Origin of the sequence: Solitalea canadensis DSM 3403, from assembly GCF_000242635.2 — a bacterium.
Taxonomy (GTDB): domain Bacteria; phylum Bacteroidota; class Bacteroidia; order Sphingobacteriales; family Sphingobacteriaceae; genus Solitalea; species Solitalea canadensis.
The window spans coordinates 3,897,708-3,916,857 of sequence record NC_017770.1; the positions used below are offsets into that span (position 1 = coordinate 3,897,708).

At 37.4% G+C, this 19,150-nt stretch carries 14 protein-coding genes and 3 tRNA genes; 8 read left to right on the forward strand and 9 right to left on the reverse strand.

Annotated elements, in window-relative coordinates; translation table 11 throughout:
* Positions 1–99 precede the first annotated feature (99 nt).
* The 4 genes from SOLCA_RS16195 to recO form a co-directional block, all read right to left on the reverse strand.
* Positions 100–174 (reverse strand) — tRNA-Val (locus SOLCA_RS16195).
* Between the two features lie 21 nt (positions 175–195).
* Positions 196–273 (reverse strand) — tRNA-Val (locus tag SOLCA_RS16200).
* A gap of 59 nt (positions 274–332) precedes the next feature.
* Positions 333–410 (reverse strand) — tRNA-Val (locus SOLCA_RS16205).
* A gap of 119 nt (positions 411–529) precedes the next feature.
* A complete protein-coding gene (recO, locus tag SOLCA_RS16210) occupies positions 530–1,261 on the reverse strand; it encodes a DNA repair protein RecO (protein WP_014681540.1) in 732 nt (243 codons plus the stop codon).
* A 184-nt stretch (positions 1,262–1,445) separates the two neighbouring features.
* On the opposite strand from recO, the gene SOLCA_RS16215 reads away from it, so the two are divergent.
* Positions 1,446–3,743, forward strand: a complete 2,298-nt coding sequence (locus tag SOLCA_RS16215; protein ID WP_245536722.1) for an efflux RND transporter permease subunit — start codon at positions 1,446–1,448, stop codon at positions 3,741–3,743.
* Here the strand turns inward: SOLCA_RS16215 and SOLCA_RS16220 are convergent.
* Positions 3,740–4,060, reverse strand: coding sequence for a helix-turn-helix domain-containing protein (locus SOLCA_RS16220; protein WP_014681542.1), 321 nt, complete (start codon positions 4,058–4,060; stop codon positions 3,740–3,742). The two genes, SOLCA_RS16215 and SOLCA_RS16220, sit on opposite strands and share 4 nt — an antisense overlap.
* Positions 4,061–4,463: 403 nt before the next feature.
* On the opposite strand from SOLCA_RS16220, the gene ileS reads away from it, so the two are divergent.
* From ileS to uvrC, 7 genes are all read left to right on the forward strand, one after another.
* Positions 4,464–7,823 (forward strand): isoleucine--tRNA ligase, encoded by a 3,360-nt coding sequence (ileS, locus tag SOLCA_RS16225; RefSeq protein WP_014681543.1) that lies wholly within the window; start codon positions 4,464–4,466, stop codon positions 7,821–7,823.
* Between the two features lie 27 nt (positions 7,824–7,850).
* The gene (locus tag SOLCA_RS16230; protein WP_014681544.1) at positions 7,851–8,249 is read left to right on the forward strand and encodes a TraR/DksA family transcriptional regulator; all 399 of its coding nucleotides are present in this window, start codon (positions 7,851–7,853) and stop codon (positions 8,247–8,249) included.
* Positions 8,250–8,279: 30 nt separating this feature from the next.
* Positions 8,280–8,891, forward strand: a complete 612-nt coding sequence (locus tag SOLCA_RS16235) for a lipoprotein signal peptidase (protein ID WP_014681545.1) — start codon at positions 8,280–8,282, stop codon at positions 8,889–8,891.
* Positions 8,892–9,076: 185 nt separating this feature from the next.
* Positions 9,077–10,270, forward strand: a complete 1,194-nt coding sequence (locus tag SOLCA_RS16240) for a S1 family peptidase (protein ID WP_014681546.1) — start codon at positions 9,077–9,079, stop codon at positions 10,268–10,270.
* Positions 10,271–10,333: 63 nt separating this feature from the next.
* Complete coding sequence (locus SOLCA_RS16245; RefSeq protein WP_014681547.1) at positions 10,334–11,053, forward strand: SIMPL domain-containing protein; 720 nt, start codon at positions 10,334–10,336, stop codon at positions 11,051–11,053.
* Between the two features lie 119 nt (positions 11,054–11,172).
* Complete coding sequence (locus tag SOLCA_RS16250) at positions 11,173–12,225, forward strand: hypothetical protein (protein ID WP_014681548.1); 1,053 nt, start codon at positions 11,173–11,175, stop codon at positions 12,223–12,225.
* 45 nt (positions 12,226–12,270) lie between these two features.
* Positions 12,271–14,076, forward strand: coding sequence for an excinuclease ABC subunit UvrC (gene uvrC / locus SOLCA_RS16255; RefSeq protein WP_014681549.1), 1,806 nt, complete (start codon positions 12,271–12,273; stop codon positions 14,074–14,076).
* Positions 14,077–14,365: 289 nt separating this feature from the next.
* Here uvrC and porN read toward each other — a convergent pair whose 3' ends face one another.
* The 4 genes from porN to SOLCA_RS16275 form a co-directional block, all read right to left on the reverse strand.
* Positions 14,366–15,391 (reverse strand): type IX secretion system ring subunit PorN/GldN, encoded by a 1,026-nt coding sequence (gene porN / locus SOLCA_RS16260; RefSeq protein WP_014681550.1) that lies wholly within the window; start codon positions 15,389–15,391, stop codon positions 14,366–14,368.
* An 8-nt stretch (positions 15,392–15,399) separates the two neighbouring features.
* Positions 15,400–16,929: a type IX secretion system motor protein PorM/GldM gene (gene porM, locus SOLCA_RS16265; protein WP_014681551.1), complete on the reverse strand. Its 1,530-nt coding sequence runs from the start codon at positions 16,927–16,929 to the stop codon at positions 15,400–15,402.
* Between the two features lie 65 nt (positions 16,930–16,994).
* On the reverse strand, positions 16,995–17,789 hold the full coding sequence (gene porL / locus SOLCA_RS16270; protein WP_014681552.1) for a type IX secretion system motor protein PorL/GldL: 795 nt from the start codon (positions 17,787–17,789) through the stop codon (positions 16,995–16,997).
* A 46-nt stretch (positions 17,790–17,835) separates the two neighbouring features.
* Complete coding sequence (locus tag SOLCA_RS16275) at positions 17,836–19,104, reverse strand: gliding motility-associated lipoprotein (RefSeq protein WP_014681553.1); 1,269 nt, start codon at positions 19,102–19,104, stop codon at positions 17,836–17,838.
* Between the last annotated feature and the right edge of the window lie 46 nt (positions 19,105–19,150).

Consider the following 19,150-nt stretch of genomic DNA (forward strand, 5'->3'; position numbering starts at 1 on the left):
ATCCAACATTTGGGAAACCATTGTTAGTCAAAAGCCGCGGCAATTAGCTTACTAAAACCAAAAAAGCGTCTCGATTTATCATCGAAACGCTTTTTAGTGTGGGAGATACTGGGTTCGAACCAGTGACCCCCTGCTTGTAAGGCAGGTGCTCTGAACCAGCTGAGCTAATCTCCCTAAAAGGGGTAATCTTAAAATTGGTGGGAGATACTGGGTTCGAACCAGTGACCCCCTGCTTGTAAGGCAGGTGCTCTGAACCAGCTGAGCTAATCTCCCTAAAGGTTCTATTTTAAGATTGTGAGATAGTTAATCTCTTTGAAAGAACTATTCAAAATTGGTGGGAGATACTGGGTTCGAACCAGTGACCCCCTGCTTGTAAGGCAGGTGCTCTGAACCAGCTGAGCTAATCTCCCCTCGTTTTGGGACTGCAAATATGAGGTCTTTTTTATTAACAACAAAATGTTTTTGAAAAAAACTGTTTCACCCAAAAAACACGTTGATTATCAATAAGAATAATTTTATTGTGTGATTATCAACCTAGCACTTCCTCTAACACTTCATAAGATTTCACCTTTCCAAAACTATCAATATGAAGTTCATAGTAATCGATCAGTGCGTGAAGCAGCACTTTTCTCTCAGCTGATGAAATTTTAAGTTGTTCCATCGACTCAAAATTCAAACTCATCAACTTGGCAATATAACCGCTATAAGGCTGCACTACAGTTTGGGAATGTGTGGGTCTTAGGGGGGTAAAAACACCATCACGCAAATCAAAATACTCCTGAGAATTGTAAATGAAGTTATCTGGATAAAAACCAAGAAATTTAGAGAAATGAATCAGAAATGTAAGGTGAAAATTAGCGACACTCCCCTGATGTAGGTCTAAAAACTGCAAGGCACTATACAGAAAAGAAAATAGCTGAGGTTCTTCCGTTTCTTGTTTACACGACTTATACACTACTTCATTTAAAAACAGCAGAATTGTGCTTTTAACTGTATCATAAGGAATTGATGTATAACAAGGAAGATTTCTAATTTCTGAAATACGTTGCAGGCCGGTAGTCGGCTTATGATAAGCTATCAACTCAACTAAGTTCAATGGCTGAAACAAACTCATAGGGTGTTTTGCTTTGCTCTTGCGCACGCCATTTACTATAAACGATTGCAGGCCAAAATGCTCAGTGAATATCTGAACCACAATGCTACTTTCAGCATAATTGGTAACTTTTAAAACTACACCCTTTGTTTTGTGTAAAGAACCCATTAATACTCCATTTTTTTAATACTAATCTTTAGCATTCAAACTTAAATCAAAAATTACAAATCAAACTAAATCCGTACTTTCGCAGGGTTTTATTTTTACAAAAAATATGTGGACTCCTATTTCGAAATTCATTCTTAAATACCGCTATATACTAATTACAGTCATTTTGTGTGTCACCACTTTTATGGGATATCATAGTAAAGACTTACAACTGGCTTATGCAGGGAGCAAAGTTCTTCCGCTTGATGATCCTTCTTATGTAGAATACAATGAATTTAAGGCAAAGTTTGGAGAAGATGGAGCCGTGCTTGTAATCGGACTAAACGACAAACGCATCTGGCAAAAAGATGTATTCAACGATTGGTCAAAATTAAGTAATGATATTAAAGCCATTAAAGGTATTCAGGAAGTATTATCGGTTGGACGCATTTATGAGTTAAAAAAGGATACTACTGAACGGAAATTTGTCTTAAACAAAGTGATCTCGGCTCCTGCTACATCACAAGCAGAAGTTGATTCGTTAAAACAGAAAATTGAAGGCTTGAAGTTTTATGATGGCTTATTGTTTAACACTAAAAATGGATCAACATTAATGGCGATCACATTTGATAGACAAATCCTTAATTCCAAATATCGAGGCAAGATTGTTAATAAGATAAACGACCTTGCCCAAACTTTTTCTGAAAAAAATAAAGTAGAATTACATTATTCAGGATTACCTTGGGTAAGGAGTAAGTTATCTGATAAAATTGCCAAAGAATTCGTGCTTTTTCTTGTTTTAGCGTTAGCTACAACAGGATTAGTATTAGCCATATTCTTTAAACAATTCCATGCTGTATTTTTCCCGCTCTTAGTGGTAATAAATGGAGTGGTTTGGGCATTGGGTATTATTGCGTTGTTTGGTTACCAAATATCACTTTTACTTGGAATTATACCCGCACTAATCGTTATCATTGGTATCCCTAATAGTGTATTGCTGCTAAATAAATACCATAATGAATTTCGAAAAACAGGTGATAAAATGCACTCGCTTGAGGTTGCCATTCAAAAAATTGGCCCTACTGCTTTGTTAGCAAACGTTTCTGCTGCAATTGGGTTTGGCGTATTTTCATTTACAAACAGTGCAATACTTGAAGAATTCGGACATATTGCATCAATCAATATCATTGCTACTTATATCTGTTCAATTATATTGGTGCCTATAATCTTTAGCTTCCTTCCTGCTCCTTCAGCTAAGCACACTAAACACTTAGACAGCAAAAAGCTTACTGCTTTTCTTCAGAAGATAGATTACTTGGTTTTCCATCATAGAAAAGCTATTTATATTTCATCGGCAGTAATTGTACTTATCGCATTATATGGAGTTACCAAAATGCATGCTAACGGTTATGTAGTGGACGACCTCCCTAAAAAAGACCCTATTTATAAAGACCTTAAATTCTTTGAGAAAAATTTTGATGGCGTACTACCTCTGGAAGTAAGCATTGATACAAAAAAGAAGAATGGAGTTATGAATGCTTCATTTATTAAACGTATTGACAAGTTTCAAGAGATGGTTTCTGCTTACCCGGAAATTTCACGAGCCCTTTCATTAGATGAGGTCTTAAAAATGGCTACACAGGGATTCTATAATGGAAATCCTTCTCAATATCGCTTACCCAATACAATGGAGCAAGCTTTCATTTTGTCTTATGCCGGAAAATCAGCCGGTAAAGGTTCTGGTGATATGTTGAAAGCGTTTTTAAATAAGGACAAAAGCGAAACTCGCGTAAGCTTCCAGATGGCAGATATCGGTTCAGAAAAAATGAATGTATTGCTAAAAGAACTGGAGGTCCGTACTGATTCAATTTTTCCGAAAGAAAAATTCAATGTTGTATTTACCGGGTCCAGCAGGATTTTTGTAAAAGGAACGGACTATTTAGTAGAAAACCTAAAGGAAAGTTTATTATTAGCCATTGGCTTAATTTCGATTATCATTTTTATTCTGTTCAGATCATTACGTATGAACGGAATTGCCCTGATACCTAACATAATTTCGTTAATATTTACTGCCGGAATAATGGGCTATGTGGGAATTAATCTAAAACCTTCCACTATTCTGATCTTTAGTGTGGCATTTGGCTTGGCTAATGACCAAACTATATATTTCCTTACAAAATATCGTCAGGAGTTGGAAAATCCTGCAAATAGTATTTCCAAAGCAATTTCCTTAGCCTTAAGTGAAACAGGTGTAAGCATGATCTACGCGGCAGGAATCTTATTCTTTGGATTTGGAATTTTTGCAGCGTCAAACTTTGAAGGCACTATGTGGCTTGGCATACTGGTATCCATCACCCTATTAGTAGCTTTATTATCCAACTTAATATTGGTTCCTGCACTGCTCTTAAGCTTAGAGCAGCGCATTAACCGCAAAAAGGTTGCTAAGCCATTAATTCAAATGGATATGGATCTTGTGGACGAAGATGACAACAATAAAGTCTAACTTTTTTCAAGCAAGGAGATTACTTTCTTTTGAAGTTCAATTATTTCAGCTTCACGAAGGGCGAGTTTGTCCTTCAGTTGTTGTAATTCACTATTATACTTTTTCTGTTCCTCCTGATTGTGATATGTAATCAATTCAACTGCAGAAAGACCAAAAAGCTGAGCGATTTGATCTAACCGGGAGAAATTAATGTCAGTGAACCCGCTTTCAATTTTTGAAAAAGCAGGAGCCGTAATGCCAAGCTTTGTTGCCACTTGTTCCTGTGACCAGTTCCGCGACTGTCGGAGCGATTTGATATTTTTACCTATCGAGTTCATTAAGGCAGAATTAGAGCGTTATAAACTATATTAGTTTTTAGATAATACTTAAAAAACAAAATTATTGGTTCATACTAAAACAACAAACTTTGAACAAATAACATTATATAAATACTTAGTATTAAGTTAATTAATTTCTATCTAAAAAAGTAATACCTGTAAAATAAAAGTTAATTGTATACTAATTTAACGATTTATAGTAACTAATAGTTTGTCTTTATTCATAATTTTTACAATTAGCGGGATATCTATTATTATTTAAACCAAAACGTATCTGTAGTTTTACAATAGAGAACAAAAATTTCTCCACTTTTTCTTCTTCAAAAAGAAACTCAAAAATCTACCCTAAAAATCTTAACTTTGCGACCAATTTTAAACGCACATCAGATTAGTATTTAAGGCTTTGAAATACAGAGAATATAAACAGTTAGACTTATCCGGAATAGGAAATGAGGTATTGTCCTTCTGGAAAGAACATAAGATTTTTGAAAAAAGCGTTAGTTCACGTCCAGCGTCGAAACCGTACAACTTTTATGAAGGCCCTCCCTCTGCAAACGGAATGCCTGGTATTCACCACGTTATGGCTCGTGCCATCAAAGATATTTTCTGTCGTTATAAAACTCTTAAAGGATATCAGGTTAAACGTAAAGCAGGCTGGGATACCCATGGATTACCAATTGAGCTAGCAGTTGAAAAAGCATTAGGCATCACAAAAGAAGATATTGGTAAGAAAATATCTGTGGATGATTATAACCATGCTTGCCGCAAAGAGGTAATGCGTTACACAGATGTATGGAATGACCTAACTGTTAAAATGGGCTATTGGGTTGATATTGAACATCCATATATCACTTATGAAAATAACTATATAGAAACCCTTTGGTTCCTGTTAAGTGAACTTTATAAAAAGGGACTGTTGTATAAAGGCTACACTATTCAGCCGTTTTCACCAGCTGCGGGTACAGGTTTAAGTTCGCATGAGTTAAACCAACCGGGAACCTACAAAATGGTAAAAGATACTACCATAGTGGCTCAGTTCAAGGTTCCTCAGCAAGGAATGGAAAAGCTGCAGCAATTTGCTGATGCTAAGCTTTCGGAAGAAAGTTTCTTCTTAGCCTGGACAACTACCCCATGGACACTTCCATCGAACACGGCACTTGCCGTAGGCAAAAATATTGAGTACTTAATTATTAATACCTACAACCAATACACTTTTAAATCGATAACTGTTGTAATGGCCAAAGATCTTTTCAGAAAATTCTTCTCTGAAAAAAATGAAGATCTTCCATTGGACGGTTACAAAGAAGGCGATAAAGTAATTCCTTATAAAGTTATTGGAACCGCAAAAGGAAGTGATTTAGACGGTATCCGTTATGAACAACTATTGCCTTACGAACAACCTGCTGACGGTGATGCTTTCAGAGTGATTGTTGGTGATTTTGTTACTACTGAAGATGGTACCGGTATCGTACACATTGCTCCGTCTTTTGGAGCAGACGACTTTAGAGTTGCCAAACAAAATGGCATTGGTTCATTAACCTTGGTTGATAAGCAAGGTCGTTTTATTGATTCCGTTGGAGAATTTGCTGGCAGTTATGTAAAAGAAGAATATTATTCGGATGCTGAACGTAGTGCTGAAGATTTTAAGCCTACAGATGTTCTTATTGCCATCAAACTGAAAGAAGAGAATCGTGCTTTCAAAGTTGAGAAATACGAACACAGTTATCCGCACTGCTGGCGTACCGATAAACCAGTATTATATTACCCGCTAGATTCATGGTTCATTAAAACCACTGCCTTAAAAGATCGCATGGTTGAATTGAACAAAACCATTAACTGGAAACCTGAATCAACTGGAACTGGGCGTTTTGGCAATTGGCTTGAAAACCTGGTTGACTGGAATTTATCACGTTCGCGCTACTGGGGAACTCCTCTCCCGATCTGGAGAAGTTTAGACGAGACTGAAGAAGTTTGTATTGGCGCTGTTGCTGAATTGCAGAAATACCTGGAAGAAGCAGTTGCTTCCGGTTTACTTTCGGCAGAAGAAACTAAAGCTAATATTACTTACCTGGAGAAAATTCAGGTAAATGGTCATGATTTACACCGTCCGTACGTTGATGATATCGTATTCGTTAAAAACGGCAAAAATTTATACCGCGAATCCGATCTGATTGACGTTTGGTTCGACTCAGGGGCAATGCCGTACGCACAATGGCATTATCCATTTGAGAATAATGAAGACTTTAAAAATGCATATCCGGCAGACTTCATTGCTGAAGGTGTTGACCAAACTCGTGGCTGGTTTTTCACGCTGCATGCAATTGCCGTAATGTTATTTGATTCGGTAGCATTCAAAAACGTTGTTTCAAATGGTTTAGTATTGGATAAAAACGGCAATAAGATGTCTAAACGTTTAGGCAATGCCGTTGATCCTTTCGAAACCATTAACAAATACAGTGCTGACGCTACCCGTTGGTATATGATTTCAAACGCTTCACCTTGGGATAACCTTAAATTTAATATTGAAGGTCTAGATGAAGTTAGACGTAAATTCTTTGGAACTCTATATAACACCTATTCGTTCTTTACTTTATACGCCAATATTGATGGATTTAAGTACTCGGATGCAGAAGTTCCATTAGAAGATCGTCCTGAGATCGATCGTTGGATCATTTCTTTATTAAATTCATTGATCAAAGAAGTAGATGAATGTTATGCTGATTATGAACCAACTAAAGCAGCTCGCGCTATCCAGAATTTTGTTGATGAGCATTTAAGTAACTGGTACGTTCGTTTATGTCGCCGTCGTTTCTGGAAGGGAGAGTATTCTCAGGATAAAGTATCTGCTTATCAAACGCTTTACCGTTGTCTGGAAACTATCGCGCAATTAATGTCTCCGGTAGCTCCATTCTACAGTGACCGCTTATTTACCGACTTAAATGCTGTAACAGGCCGTCATAAATCTGAATCGGTGCACTTAACAGATTTCCCTGCAGTAAACGAAAGCGAAATCGATAAAGAGTTGGAAGAGCGTATGGCAATGGCTCAAGATATTTCATCGATGGTATTGTCGTTGCGTAAAAAAGTAGACATCAAAGTTCGTCAGCCGCTGAACAAAATTTTACTGCCTGTTCTTGACAATGAGTTTCAAGCTAAAGTGGAAAAAGTAAAAGACTTAATCCTCTCTGAAACAAATATTAAGGAAATTCAGTATATAAATGACACGGCAGGAATTCTTGTCAAGAAAATCAGACCTAACTTTAAAGCCTTAGGCCCTAAAGTAGGTAAGATGATGAAAGAAGTTAGCAATGCTGCTAACAATTTCACTCAAGAAGATATCACTGCAATTGAACGCGACGGCTTCTTTAACCTACACTTAAATGGTGAAGTGTTTAAGCTGGAGTTAGTTGATGTAGAAATTCTTTCGGAAGATATTCCGGGATGGTTGGTAACAAGTATTGGCAAACTAACTGTGGCTTTAGATGTTACAATAACAGAAGAGTTAAAACAGGAAGGTATTGCACGTGAGCTAATTAACAGAATTCAAAACCTCCGTAAAGACAAAGGTTTTGAAGTAACCGACAAGATTGCAGTAACACTTCAGTCGCATGAGTTGGTTGACACAGCTGTAAAGAACTTCTTACCATACATTAGTGCAGAGATTTTAGGCACTAATTTTGATTTGACAGAGGCAGATTTTAGCTCAACAGACAATATTGAAATTGATGACATTAGCTTAAAAATCGAGATCGAGCGAATTTAACTTTTAACTAAAGGAGAGGAAATTACTATGGACAACAACGGAACACAGGTAACTGAAAAAACCAGATACTCGGATGTAGAGCTGCTGGAGTTTAAAGAGCTTATTATTGATAAGCTTGAGAAAGCTAAGTCAGAATTACATACGCTTGTAGCCAGCTTAAGTAACCCTAATGAGAACGGCACGGATGATACCGCCGGAACCTTTAAAGCACTTGAGGATGGTTCTGCAACACTTGAAAAAGAACACATAAATCAATTAGCTGCGCGCCAGAAAAAGTTTATTGAAAACCTGGAAGCTGCATTAGTGCGCATTGAAAATAAAACATATGGTATTTGCCGTGAAACAGGCAAGTTAATACCTAAAGAACGATTACGTGCCGTGCCACATACCACGTTAAGTATGGAAGCTAAGTTAAAACAATCATAGCCTGGTGGTTATTGATAAAATTTTACGCGTTTGAAAAGATCACTTAAAGCAATCTTAATCATCACATTAGTGGTGTTGGCAGATCAGTTATTGAAAACCTGGATCAAGAATAACATGTATATTGGTCAGGAGTTCAATATTATTGGTAATTGGTTTATCATTCACTTCACCGAAAACAATGGTATGGCTTTCGGGATGGAATTTGCAGGTGAATATGGGAAATTATTCCTCACTTTATTCCGTATAGCTGCTGTTGCAGGTATAGGTTATGGTATTCATTATGTAATCAAACATCGTTACCCGTTTGGATTAGTCATTGCTGCCAGTCTTATTTTTGCAGGAGCATTAGGAAATATTATCGATAGTGTGTTTTATGGTGTTATCTACGGATATTCAACATTATTACATGGACGTGTTGTGGATATGTTTTATTTCCCGGTTGTACAAGGACATTTTCCTTCGTGGTTCCCATTATGGGGCGATCAGGAATTTGTATTCTTCCGCCCTGTATTTAATATCGCTGACGCGGCAATTTCGACTGGTGTAGCCATGATACTGGTATTTCAAAAGAAATATTTTCGAGTTATGGAAAAGCCTCCCATTGAAGAAGACGACACCCAATCAGAAGTGGTAGAAGCATAGTTGGTACAAAAAATATTTTCAAAAAAACGAGAACAGTTCATGTTCTCGTTTTTTTATTTTATGCTGTATCGTTTACCTATTCAGTTCCGTATAGGATTGAAAAACATGTTAAAGTTTATTTCATCTTTCTGGATTTTTTGCTGAATTTCGGACCTTATTAAAAACTAACACCTATTTCCCATCGTATGAGTACCGAAAATTTCAACAACGAAAATTCATTAGAAAGTAACGATCTATCAGCTCAGGATTCATCTGTAAAGCCAAAAAACAAATGGTTACTGCCTTCAATATTTGTTATTGTAGGGATTGTGATAACAGTATTATTCTTTAAAGCAGGTGATTTAAAAAAATTATGGTCAGGTCAGGCACCAGATAGTCTTAAATGTGGACTTTCTCAAACGGAGATTTACGAAAAATATAAGAACAGTGTCGTATTGGTTGCCAATAGCTACGTTTATGAAGTCAAGGTTAAAGGATCTTCACCTTTCTATCTGACCATAACAGAAAACGGAGAACTGGCTCCTTACGATGAGAATTTGAATAATCCGATTACAATTACTGGCACTGGCTTTTTTGTTAGTAAGGATGGTAAACTGGTAACTAATCGTCATGTTGCCTCTCCGTGGGTCACCAATCAATCGGAAGCTTTTACGGCAATTAAGCAAACAGTAAGCTACATGGTTCCAGATGATGTTAATCCGGCTCAGGTTGGCAAATATATCACCCAACATTGGACAGATGAAATTACAGAAGGAAATGAGGAAGAATGGGAAGCGGTGCATACCACAGACAGCGCAGCTGTTGCTTCCGACTCAACTGCATCCGAGATAACCATCAATATTCCCGAGAATAAAAGCTCAAACCCTACAGACACCAGTCAGATTGTTGTAACAGGTAAAATTGTACGCCTTGGAATTGCTATGCACAACAGCAAAGTAAAAGAAATCAGAGACTTTATTCCTTGTGAATATATTACTGAAGCTACTGATCCAAATGTGGACGTGGCTATTATCCAAACCATCAGTCATAACCTGCCTGCTAAAGTTAAAAATGTGATTAATCTTAACCAGGCAGCTAACGACGATACCGATATTAAGCCGGGAACAAAAGCAATTATGATTGGTTATCCAATGGGTATGCAACTTGCCGGAACCCAAAAGGGTGTAAAGGTGCAGGTATATGAAGGAGAGATCAACAAAGAATCGGACGGTTTCGCCATTCAATATAATATTACTTCTACCCATGGTGCAAGTGGTTCTCCTGTATTTGATGATTGCGGACGCTTAGTAGCTGTTAATTACGCCGGATATGATCAAACGCAAGGTTTTAATTTTGGCGTAGTTGCCAAACATGCGCTTGCCTTATATCAGGCTGAATAATTTTTTTAATTAAATTATGGAATCTGTGAGGTTCCGACATCTATATATTAAATTGAAATCGATATGAAGAGAATAATCGCAAGTTTAGCAATGGTGGTGGCAGGTTTTACTGCAATGGCGCAAACAACAACAAATGTAGCTCCCGTGAAAAAGATCGAAGTAACCGGCAATGCCGAAATGGAAATAATTCCGGATATCATTTATTTGAATATTTCGCTTAAAGAATATTACAAAGACAATAACAATAAGAACAAAGTATCAATTGATGCGGTAGAAAAACAATTACAACAAGCTGTTATTGATGCAGGTATTCCAAAGGAGAACTTCATGCTTGATAACGTTTACGGTTATAACTATGATTGGAATGTTCGTGATAAAAAACGTGATCCTAATTTCTTAGCTCGTAAACAATACAAGCTTAAATTAACTAAGCTTGATAAAGTAAATGATATTCTTTCTGCTGTTGATCCAAAGGGAATTGAAAGTGTAAACGTTGCTGAGTTCACACATAGCAAAATCGAGGAATTTAAAAAAGAGCTTAAGATCAAGGCGATGAAAGATGCTAAAGAAAAAGCAACCTATTTAACGGCAGCGATTGGAGAGCAAGTTAGTGGAATATTAGAAATCTATGATAATGAGTCACAGCCAAGCTATTATCCTCGTCCTATGGCAATGTATAAATCTGCTGCAATGGAAATGGATGCAGCAGGAGCAATGCCTGAAATTGATTTTAAAACAATCAAACTAAGATCTGATGTTCGATTGATCTTCAGCATCAAATAAAGAATTCGATCTTCTAATGATCCTAAAAAGGTTCGGAAATTACTTCCGGACCTTTTTGGTTATACTTCCCATGACACCTGTCATCAAAATCATCGCATTAAAAAGCCTATATTCGTAATATGAGTAACATATTTGGTTTTAGGTCGAATGTGCCTTCAAAAAAGAAGTTGTATTATCCTATAAAAGAAGAATTGCGTGAATACCTGGTAAAACACGGCAGGGAAATAAAGCTGCCTATCCAGTATACAGACATGCTTCGCTTTAACCTTGAAGTACCTTTATTGGATAAAAACGGAAAAGATACCCTCTGGAAAACAGTTTATTATGATGAGAGTGATATGCGGGAATTGTTTCCGGCACTTACCTATATTTATGCTTTACTTACAACCGATGGCGATATAGCACTAATGGATAACCTGTCGGTTGCACGAATTGATTTTTGTGCGTTTGGTAATTCAAAGCCTTTCAGAGTTCGCATTATCAATCGACTGAATGATAACTATGACCACTTTTATGTTAAAGTTGCAGATGCATCCCGTATTTACGGATTGGAATTAGAACATATCCTCTCCCCTAACCGTATTACGTATATTACGGATAAAGACACGCTAATAGAGGAGCATATTATCGGTTTACCGGGCGATGTTTTTATCGAACATCACTTAGATGATATCCCATTTAACCAAATACGGATCAGTAAGGAATTTGTAAAATTTAATGAACGTTGCTTTGTACGTCTTTTAGGCGATATGCGAGCCTATAATTTCGTAATGGACATAACCCCCGACATAGAGGGATTACAGTACCGTATACGCGCTATTGACTTCGATCAGCAATCCTACGAGGGTAAAAAGAATTTTTATTTACCACATTACTTTAAAGAAAATAATAAACTGGTGTTTATGGGGATGAAGCATATGAACCATAAAACGATGAGCCAATATCAGGAAGAAGAGCGAACGTTGATATCTAATCGTATTAAATCTTCACCACGAAGAATCAATGAACTGTTTGCGGTGCTTGAACAAGACGAAATATCTCCAAAGGCCAAAACGGAAATGCTAAAACAAGAACTTGCAGAACACCATAAAAAAGATATTTTTCTGCACTGCCAGAACATGGGACAAGTGGTAATAGAACATATTACCGGATGTCTGGCAAAGAAGTTATAATTGTAATATCATCCAAAACCGTCGGCCAATACTTAAATTTGCAGCATGTCTGTTGAGTTCGATTACAAAAAAGCATTACAAAAAATACCACATAAACCAGGTATCTATCAGTACTTTGATAGTGAAAATAAGCTTATCTATGTTGGAAAGGCCAAAGACCTGCGTAACCGTGTTTCGTCCTATTTTGTAAACGACCGTATGCTGAACGCTAAAACTCGCGTATTAGTAAGCAAAATACGTGACGTTAAGTTTACAATAGTAGATAGTGAGATCGAGGCCTTGTTATTGGAAAACAACCTAATTAAAGAGCACCAGCCCCGCTATAATGTAATGCTAAAGGATGATAAAACGTATCCTTCCATTGTAATCAAAAATGAATCCTTTCCCCGAATTTATGGCACCCGGAAAATTATAAGAGATGGTTCTAAGTATTATGGTCCTTATGCTTCTGTAACCATGATGAAAACCATGCTCGAAATGATTAAAGGGCTGTATCCCTTGCGTACATGTAATCTTGCATTAACAGATCCGAATATCAAAGCAGGAAAATTCAGAGTCTGCCTTGAGTATCAAATTGGAAACTGTAAAGGACCTTGTGAAGGATTACAATCGCGAGCTGATTATGAATCCAGTATTGCTGACATTAAAAATATCCTGAAGGGCAATACAGGAGCTGTGCTTAAACATATACGTGATCAAATAACTGAAGCGGCAAACAATATGGACTTTGAACAAGCTCATAAGCTAAAGTTCAAACTTGATAAATTAGAAAACTATCAAAGTAAGTCGACAGTTGTAAGCACCATCTTGCATGATATTGATGTGGTTTCAATTGCATCGGATCCTAAATATGCCTTTGTGAACTATTTAAAAGTTTCAAATGGTAGCATTGTTCAAACTCAAACCATTGAACTAAAAAAGAAACTTGACGAAAGTGACCGAGAGCTTCTTGAATTAGCAATTGCAGAATTCAGAAACCGTTTTGAAAGCGATGCAAAAGAAATAGTAGTTCCATTTGAGGTTGAAATCGACGACTCTAACATTAAGTTTACAGTTCCAAAATTAGGCGACAAGAAGAAACTCCTGGAGCTTTCTCAAAAGAATGTATTGTTCTTTAAGAAGTCTAAACTAGAGCAGTATGAAAAATTAAATCCTGAATTAAGAACAGAACGTGTGTTAACACAAATGCAAAAAGACCTGCATTTGTCAAGCCCGCCACGCCATATCGAATGTTTCGATAATTCAAACTTCCAGGGAAAATATCCTGTTTCCGCTATGGTGGTCTTTAAAGATGGAAAACCTTCTAAAAAAGATTACCGCCACTTTAATGTTCGGACAGTTGAGGGACCAAATGACTTTGCCACCATGAAAGAAGTAATTGGCAGACGTTATGGACGGGTTATAGAAGAACAGCAACCACTCCCCGATCTTATCATTGTTGATGGTGGCAAGGGACAATTATCATCAGCAGTTGAAGTTCTAAAACAACTCGATATTTATCATAAAGTGCCAATCATTGGAATTGCGAAGCGACTGGAAGAAATTTATTATCCGAACGATTCTGTTCCGCTATATATCGATAAGAAATCCGAAAGCTTAAAGATTATTCAACATTTGCGCGATGAAGCACACCGCTTCGGAATTACTCACCATCGAAAACGTAGAGATAAAGGAACACTGGTTACAGAATTGGAATTAATTGAAGGTATAGGCCCTAAAACAGCAGAAAGTTTGTTAAAGTATTTTAAGTCTGTTAAAAAGATCAAGGAGGCTACAAAAGAAGACCTGCTGGAGATTGTTAATCTAAAACAAGCACAGGCCTTATTATCCTACTTTGGGAAAGGCGAATAATCTCTTAATGCTTTATCTCTGGGGAGATTAACCTTAGAAGTGTTATACATCAGGACCTAAAAACAAGCTTTGTATGGAACGAAGCTATACTCTCTTTAGTTTCTTTCCATTCGAAAATTATTTTTCAAATCACCTCATAACTTCTCCGAAGCTTCTCTCTTAGGATGAAATAATCTCCTAAATTTTAAGGTTGACCCACCATTAACTATATTAGAAGAGGTATTAAACCGCTATAAACAAACAACGGGCATCTTTTCAGACGCCCGTTGAAATTGTATTAGGTTAATCTTTAGTATTCCCACAGATCCTGTTCGTAATCCATGAGCTTTTTCTTGATTCTGTCACCTTCATATAGTTTGTCTATGCCTTTAGCATAATCTTCAATACGTAGATCTTCAGAATTAGATTCTTTTGTGATGTAACTTGTAAACAAGCGTTTGATGAAGAAATCGTCGAAGCTTAAATTAGAAGCATCGTTGAAACGGTTGAACATTTCAGAATTTGCAAACACCTGGCGAGCTTCCGGATAGTATACCCAGAAAATTGGGGTTACACCGATCGTATCACCAGAAGTTTTACTGATGTTCAGTTTACAAGGTGCAATACCGATAATTCTAGGTTCGAAAATTGAACGTTGTTTATCAAAAATCCAGTCTTCTTTAACACGATATTTCACGATCTGATCAGGGTTAAAGTTCTCGCGAACTACTGTATCACGCATGATACTAGGATCGATCATATCAGGAATCTGGATGGTATCAGCACGACCACCTGCCAAATTAGCAACTTGCTCAACAGACATAATATCTCTGAATGTGCTATCACTACCATCATCAGGATTACGGTAAGCTGTTAATTCACCAGCAGTAATTGCCTTCATGATCACGTTGATTAAACGTGAATTTGGATGATTTAATGGTCTGTTAATTTTCTCACGAACATCGATCTCTCTCCAAATACGCTTAGACCACATAACATCAGCCTGACGAACATAAGGATAAGGGATAACCTGAACGTTTACATTATTTTCCTTCTTGTAAACACCATCTATTACGTCGCCAAACAACGAGCCTGTAGCCGACGGACGCTTCTTAGTAGTGTCTACTGGTTTAGGAGCAGGAGCCGTAGCTTTTGGAGGAGTAACCGCAGCTAAAGTAGCTGCAGGAGCTGCCTTCTTTTTTGCAGTTGTTTTTTTTGCTACAGCAGTTTTAGTGCTTTTAGCTTTTGTGCCTGTAGATTTCTTTTTCTTGGCCTGACCAAGAACCACAGTGCAGCTTAAAAGCAGTGCTAAGGCGACTAAATAAAATCTCTTCATCTTTTTAATTATTGAACAGTGAGCGAAACACCTGTAGATAATCTACGAGAGTTACCTTTAGGGTCGCGAACGGTAATATCTTCAATAGTGATCTTATCGCCAGCAGTAACAGATGCTAATGCCTGACGTAAACGTGCAGTTAAAGCCGGACCGTTAACTGATTCGAAAATCGGGTCAGTACGTTTTTTAACAACATACATAGTATAACCGGTTACACTAAACTTCATATCAAAGTCGAAGTTTTCAAGTACTGCAAATACACCTGGTTGAGCTTTCGCTGCAGCCGAACTTACACGGCCAGTTGAAAGACCTGCAAATTTAGGTGTAGGAGGAGGTACTTGTTTAACACGATATAAGCGAGAACCCATATTGGTCATTTTACCATTAATCTCAGCACTAACATTGATTGTAACCTGACCAGGAGTAGTTACCTGTGCAATGTATTTACCATTTCCACCTGATAAAGAACCTGCTCCGCTTAAGCTTGCACGAACTTTACTGCTTGGAACACCTGCAGCTGAAACTGAAACAGGGTTTTCAACCCCAATATAAAGAACATTCATTTTATCCGCGCTTACGTTAGCAGAAGGAGCCGCAGCTTCATACTTAGCTGTATAAGGGTAATCTTTAGTAGTACCATCTGGTTGAACTACTACAATTTTACCTCCCCAAGTATGCTCACCAACGCTTGAAGCTGTAGTGCTAAATTTAGCGATACCGTCTGCATCAACAGGTAATTTACTGCCACCTGCATAAACATCAGGTTTTAAGGTAGAACTAGTTGCTGTTAAGAATACTTCAGCAGTATAAGGTTGCCCTACTAATACATAGCTTGAAGGAGCAACAGCTACTGCTTTAAGTTTATCAAACTTAACATCACTTGCATAAATTGAGCTTTGAAGATATTTCAAAATCTCAACTTCTGAGTTTTTAACATCACCCTCTAATTTCGTAAGAATAGTTACAGCAGCAGTAACAGGAACACTCGAAAATTGAGCATTTTCCCATGACTTATCTTTTGCATCTTTTGCGTCAAGGCTGATGATGATCCTTTCTTTATCCTCAGGTTTCACCAATGACAACAACTGTTCACGAGCTTCTCTGATTTTTTTCTTCATCTCAGGACCTTTTGCTTCAGAAGGTCTTTCTTCGTTAAGCATAATACGGCTTGCAACATCAAGATCATCATTATTTTTGATATCTCCTGTTTCTGGATTGATGTTTCCAGCTTGCTTCACCATCTCTTCTTTAACACCTTTAATATAAGCACTTAAATCGTTGCTAATCTTAACGGCTTGTTGAGCTTTATCGTACCATTCTTTGGTTTTACCAGGATCCGTTTCCATACTTTTCTGGAAAGCTTCCATGGTTTTACTTATTGTTTGATCAAGATTAGTTGATGATTCATCTAAACCATCTCTTACAGTCTTAAATGCGTTTAATACTTCCGCACTTACGTTCAACGCCAACATCGCAGTGAGTACCAGATACATCAGGTTGATCATCTGCTGACGTGCCGTTTGTTTACCACCGGCCATATTCTAAAATTCTTAAGGTTTGATTTACTTTAAAAAACAGTTAATCTAAAAAATTAACAAGGAAATTATGCTCTTTGCACGTTCATTGCTGAAAGCATGTTTCCGTAAACTGAGTTAAGAGAAGTTAAGTTCTTAGCCAATTTACCGATCTCCTCTTTGTATACCTTAGAATAGTTAAGCGTTTCGTTGAAACCTTGCATTGTTTCATTGATGTTAGCATAGTATTTACCCATAGATTTCAGGTGGTTGTTAGACTCCTGTAATTCCATTTCGTAAACTGCGTTAAGAGCCGCAAGGTTTTTAACCATTAAGTTAATTTGTTCGTTGTATGCTTTAGTATCAACATTGGTACCAGCCATCTCAACTAATGATTGAGAAGCTTTCTGATAAGAAACCACTAATTGGTTTACAGAATCAGTACCACGTTTTAAGCTATCTGACAATGCAGTAGTATCAATCGATACGTTCGCAATATTAGAGATTGCGCTAACTTTGTCACCGAAAGTTCTTAAGCCATTACCTAAATTGTTCACCATGTCTGGAGTAATATTAGCTTCAGCCAACATTTTGTCCAATGCGTTAGAGCTACCTGCTCCTACTGCGCCACGTGAAGAGTATGAACTAACTTCAACTGGCTCATTTTCTGGCAATAACTCAGGGTAAACTCTTGACCAATCTGGTTCATCATATTGAGGTTGGAAAGCCATTGCAATAAAGATGATCGCCTCACATCCCATACCGATCATTAGCATTTCCCTTGCTCCTTCCCAGTGTAAGATTTTAAATAAAGCTCCCAAGATTACTGGTGCAGCGAACAATGACGCAAAGAAATTCAGATTAAATTTAATTTTACCTTTCATAATAATTCGATCAGTCTAGTTGTAATTGTTATATTATTTTGGTTAGTTATTTAGTACCTAATTGTTTTCCCATGTGTTGAGCAACACAACGGAAACCAATGTAAGATTTTGCTGTGTCTAAATATTCATACGCACGAGTTCCGTTCTGAAGGAAGAAACCGATATCTTTCCATGAACCACCTCTTACTACCTTGCGACGTTGTGCCATTGGAGTAGTTTCATTTACTTCAGAAGTATAAGTAGGATTCATGTCGTGTACGAATGTATATGACGACTCATCATAAGTTGAACTAGTCCACTCAGATACGTTACCCGCCATATTGTATAAGCCGTAATCGTTAGGGAAATACGATTTAACATGCACTGTGTAGAAACCGCCATCATCAGCATAATTACCGCGACCAGGTTTGAAGTTTGCCAAGATACAACCTTTACTGTTGCGAATATAAGGACCACCCCAAGGATAGTCAGCACCTAATCTTCCTCCACGTGCAGCATACTCAAACTGGGCTTCAGTTGGTAAGCTTACAACACCACGACGAGGCTTTTTCATTTTATCGCGGTAGGTGTTATTGAATTCAGTTCTCCATGCACAGAAAGCATTAGCTTGTTTCCAAGTTACACCAACAACAGGATAATCATCAAATGCAGGGTGTGAGAAATACTGTTCAACCATAGGTTCATTCTGAGCATAGCTAAAATCAGCAAGCCAAACCAAAGTATCTGGATAAATAGCTATTTTTTCACGTTTAATGAACGAAGACCTAGGTTTTGTACGATTCTGTTTCAATGCAGCTGAACGAATATCAAACCAAGTATATTGGTAAACCAACTGTCTTACGTCAAAATCATTTCTACCTGTGATTTTATCATCACCCTGGTAGTACATACCTTTTAGCGTTTCTGCGTTAGGGTTGTTTTTAGATGTGTAAGTAACCTTTTGCTTAGGATTGATGAATTCAGTACCATCTTCTGCCTTTACAACAAAATTACCACCCATCGTTTTAGCCGCAATAGAGTCACGAACCCATAATACGAACTGGCGATACTCATTGTTTGAGATCTCGGTTTCGTCCATGTAGAATGGAGCAATCGTTACCTGACGATTTTGAGAAACGCGGGAAGCAGTTACATCCTGATCACCCTGGCCCATAATGAAAGTACCAGCAGGAATATACACCATACCATAAGGGACGTCTTGCTTGTACGGCTTACGGCCCTGAACGCCTACTAACTCTCCCTTAGCTCCGGAAGAACCACATCCGCTTAGGGAAAACAGAAGTGCTGAAGAACAAAGCAGCAACAAATATTTCATAAAATTTAAGTTGTAAAGGTTTGGCAAATAGTAATACTAAATTTAG

Coding starts and splice junctions, on each gene's coding strand:
- uvrC (WP_014681549.1), top strand. CDS start 12,271: ATGTCTGTTGAGTTCGATTACAAAAAAGCATTACAAAAAATACCACAT.
- SOLCA_RS16245 (WP_014681547.1), top strand. CDS start 10,334: ATGAAGAGAATAATCGCAAGTTTAGCAATGGTGGTGGCAGGTTTTACT.
- porM (WP_014681551.1), bottom strand. CDS start 16,929: ATGGCCGGTGGTAAACAAACGGCACGTCAGCAGATGATCAACCTGATG.
- SOLCA_RS16215 (WP_245536722.1), top strand. CDS start 1,446: ATGGGATATCATAGTAAAGACTTACAACTGGCTTATGCAGGGAGCAAA.
- SOLCA_RS16275 (WP_014681553.1), bottom strand. CDS start 19,104: ATGAAATATTTGTTGCTGCTTTGTTCTTCAGCACTTCTGTTTTCCCTA.
- SOLCA_RS16230 (WP_014681544.1), top strand. CDS start 7,851: ATGGACAACAACGGAACACAGGTAACTGAAAAAACCAGATACTCGGAT.
- SOLCA_RS16220 (WP_014681542.1), bottom strand. CDS start 4,060: ATGAACTCGATAGGTAAAAATATCAAATCGCTCCGACAGTCGCGGAAC.
- recO (WP_014681540.1), bottom strand. CDS start 1,261: ATGGGTTCTTTACACAAAACAAAGGGTGTAGTTTTAAAAGTTACCAAT.
- porN (WP_014681550.1), bottom strand. CDS start 15,391: ATGAAGAGATTTTATTTAGTCGCCTTAGCACTGCTTTTAAGCTGCACT.
- SOLCA_RS16250 (WP_014681548.1), top strand. CDS start 11,173: ATGAGTAACATATTTGGTTTTAGGTCGAATGTGCCTTCAAAAAAGAAG.
- porL (WP_014681552.1), bottom strand. CDS start 17,789: ATGAAAGGTAAAATTAAATTTAATCTGAATTTCTTTGCGTCATTGTTC.
- SOLCA_RS16240 (WP_014681546.1), top strand. CDS start 9,077: ATGAGTACCGAAAATTTCAACAACGAAAATTCATTAGAAAGTAACGAT.